Below are 2,510 nucleotides of genomic sequence, written 5' to 3'. Positions count from 1 at the left end.
AGGCCGGGCTCGCGGGCGGTGCCCGGGTTGCCGGGTGCCACGAACACCTTGTGCACACGCTGGGAGCGGGAGAGTTTCCAGGCCAGCGCGTGTTCGCGCCCGCCGGAGCCGATGACGAGGATCTTCATGCTGCGGAACCTGCTCTTAGTGGCGGAAGTGGCGGAAGCCGGTGAGGACCATGGCGATGCCCTGCTCGTCGGCGGCGGCGATCACCTCGGCGTCGCGCATCGAGCCGCCAGGCTGGATCACCGCGGTGGCGCCGGCCTGGGCCAGCACGTCGAGGCCGTCACGGAACGGGAAGAAGGCATCGGAGGCGACCACGCAGCCGGGGATCACCAGGCCGGCGTTCTCTGCCTTGATCTTGGCGATGCGGGCGGAGTCCACGCGGCTCATCTGGCCAGCGCCGACGCCGATGGTCATGCCGTCCTTGCAGTAGACGATGGCGTTGGACTTGACGTACTTGGCCACGCGCCAGGCGAACAGCAGGTCGCCGAGCTCCTGCTCGGTGGGCGCGCGCTTGGTGACGACCTTCAGGTCGGCCGCAGTGATCGGGGCGAAGTCGGCGCTCTGCACCAGCAGGCCGCCGCCGACGCGCTTGTAGTCGGGCTGCTTGACGGCGCCCAGGGGGACGATCAGCACGCGGACGTTCTGCTTGGCCTTGAGCAGTTCAAGGGCTTCGTCGGTGTAGGCGGGGGCGATCAGCACTTCCAGGAACTGGGCGCTGACGGCTTCGGCGGCGGCCCGATCAACGGTGGTGTTGAAGGCGATGATGCCGCCGAAGGCGGAGGTAGGGTCGGTGGAGAAGGCCTTCTTGTAGGCGTCCAGCGGGCTGGCGGCCACGGCCACGCCGCAGGGGTTGGCGTGCTTGACGATGACGCAGGCCACAGTGTTGGCAACTGAGTCAAAAGCCTTGACGCACTCCCACGCCGCGTCGGAGTCGGCGATGTTGTTGTAGGAGAGCTCCTTGCCCTGCACCTGGGTGTAGGCGGCGATGGCGCCGGCCGGGGCGCTGGACTCGCGGTAGAAGGCCGCGGACTGGTGGGGGTTCTCGCCGTAGCGGAGGTCCTGCACCTTGTCGAAGGCCAGCTGGAAGCGTTCCGGGTAGGCCATCTTGCTGCCGTCTTCCGCCAGGGCGGTCAGGTGATTGGAGATGGCCGAGTCGTAGCGGGCGGTGTGGGTGAAGGCCTTGCGGGCCAGGTCGAAGCGGGTCTTGTAAGCCAGCGCGCCGGCGTTGGCCTTCAGCTCGGCGACAATGGCCGCGTAGTCTTCGGGATCGGTCACGATGCCGACACCGCCGGCCTCATTGCCGTGGTTCTTGGCCGCGGCGCGGACCATGGTGGGGCCGCCGATGTCGATGTTCTCGATGGCGTCTTCCAGGGTGCAGTCGGCCTTGGCGACGGTGGCCTGGAAGGGGTAGAGGTTGACCACCACCAGGTCGATGCGGGGGATGTCGTGCTCTTCGAGCTTGGCCAGGTGCTCGGGCAGGTCGCGGCGGGCCAGGATGCCGCCGTGCACCTTGGGGTGCAGGGTCTTGACGCGGCCGTCGAGCATTTCGGGGAAGCCGGTGTAGTCGGAGACATCGGTCACCGGCAGGCCGGCATCACGCAGGCTCTTGGCGGTGCCACCGGTGGACAGCAGCTTGATGCCGAGGGCGGACAGCTCGCGGGCAAATTCGATGACGCCGGTCTTGTCGGAGACGCTGAGCAGGGCTTGGGTGACTTTCATGGGGCTTCTCGGGAAGGCCGCGAGGATTCGCGGCACTGAATGACGGGGGAAACGATTTAGAGGAGTTCGTGCTCGGAGAGCTTGCGGCGCAGGGTGTTGCGGTTGATGCCGAGCATCTCTGCGCAGAGGGTCTGGTTGCCGCCGGCCTGCCGGAGGACGAACTCAAGCATGGGGCGCTCGACGTTCTTGATCACCATCTCGTACAGGGCGTTCGGCTTCTCGCCGTCCAGATCCCGGAAATAGGTGTCCAGCGCGCGACAGACGGAGTCGGCGATGTCATTGCTGGTACTGCTCATGCTGCAAGCTCCTGAGGAAATTCTTCGGGGTCTGCGTAGACCAGTCGGCTGTCTCTGTCAGCGAGCCGGCCGAAGAACTCGTCAATGGCGGCAATTTGTTCTTGTACGGTCGGCAGGGTGTTCATGGTCTTGCGGAACTGGGCCGAGCCGACCAGACCCTTGGTGTACCAGCTGATGTGCTTGCGGGCGATCTTTACGCCGGTGTCCTCGCCGTAGAAGGTGTAAAGGTCGGCCAGGTGTTCCTTGCACACCTGCAGGATCTCGGAGACCAGGGGCGGGGGCAGCTCTTCGCCGGTCTTCAGGAAGTGTTCGATCTCGCGGAAGATCCACGGGCGGCCCTGGGCGGCGCGGCCCACCATGATGCCGTCGGCACCGGTGTAGTCGAGCACGAACTTGGCCTTCTGGGGCGTGGTGATGTCGCCGTTGGCGATGACCGGGATGCGCACTCGGGTCTTGACGTCGGCGATGGTGTCGTACTCGGCGTCGCCG

General features: G+C 66.3%; 4 protein-coding genes. All 4 read right to left on the bottom strand.

The annotated features are described in order from the left end of the window. The coding region (locus tag ACIQ09_RS22195; RefSeq protein ID WP_398314595.1) for a phosphoribosylamine--glycine ligase N-terminal domain-containing protein at window positions 1-128 on the bottom strand (128 nt) is incomplete at its 3' end. A gap of 16 nt (window positions 129-144) precedes the next feature. Next, window positions 145-1,725, bottom strand: a complete 1,581-nt coding sequence (gene purH, locus ACIQ09_RS22190; RefSeq protein WP_398314593.1) for a bifunctional phosphoribosylaminoimidazolecarboxamide formyltransferase/IMP cyclohydrolase — start codon at window positions 1,723-1,725, stop codon at window positions 145-147. 56 nt (window positions 1,726-1,781) lie between these two features. Beyond that, window positions 1,782-2,021, bottom strand: coding sequence for a helix-turn-helix domain-containing protein (locus ACIQ09_RS22185; RefSeq protein WP_398314591.1), 240 nt, complete (start codon window positions 2,019-2,021; stop codon window positions 1,782-1,784). Next, window positions 2,018-2,510: tRNA-dihydrouridine synthase (locus ACIQ09_RS22180; protein ID WP_398314589.1), on the bottom strand; the 493-nt coding region annotated here is incomplete at its 5' end. The genes ACIQ09_RS22185 and ACIQ09_RS22180, both read right to left, overlap by 4 nt.

The organism is Zoogloea sp., from assembly GCF_044344315.1.
Classification (GTDB): domain Bacteria; phylum Pseudomonadota; class Gammaproteobacteria; order Burkholderiales; family Rhodocyclaceae; genus Zoogloea.
Note: the sequence above shows the minus strand (reverse complement) of the source record. Positions and strands in the feature narration are given on the sequence as shown.

Bases quoted from the DNA above. Each gene is read 5' to 3' on its own strand.
- purH (WP_398314593.1), bottom strand. From the start codon at position 1,725: ATGAAAGTCACCCAAGCCCTGCTCAGCGTCTCCGACAAGACCGGCGTC.
- ACIQ09_RS22185 (WP_398314591.1), bottom strand. From the start codon at position 2,021: ATGAGCAGTACCAGCAATGACATCGCCGACTCCGTCTGTCGCGCGCTG.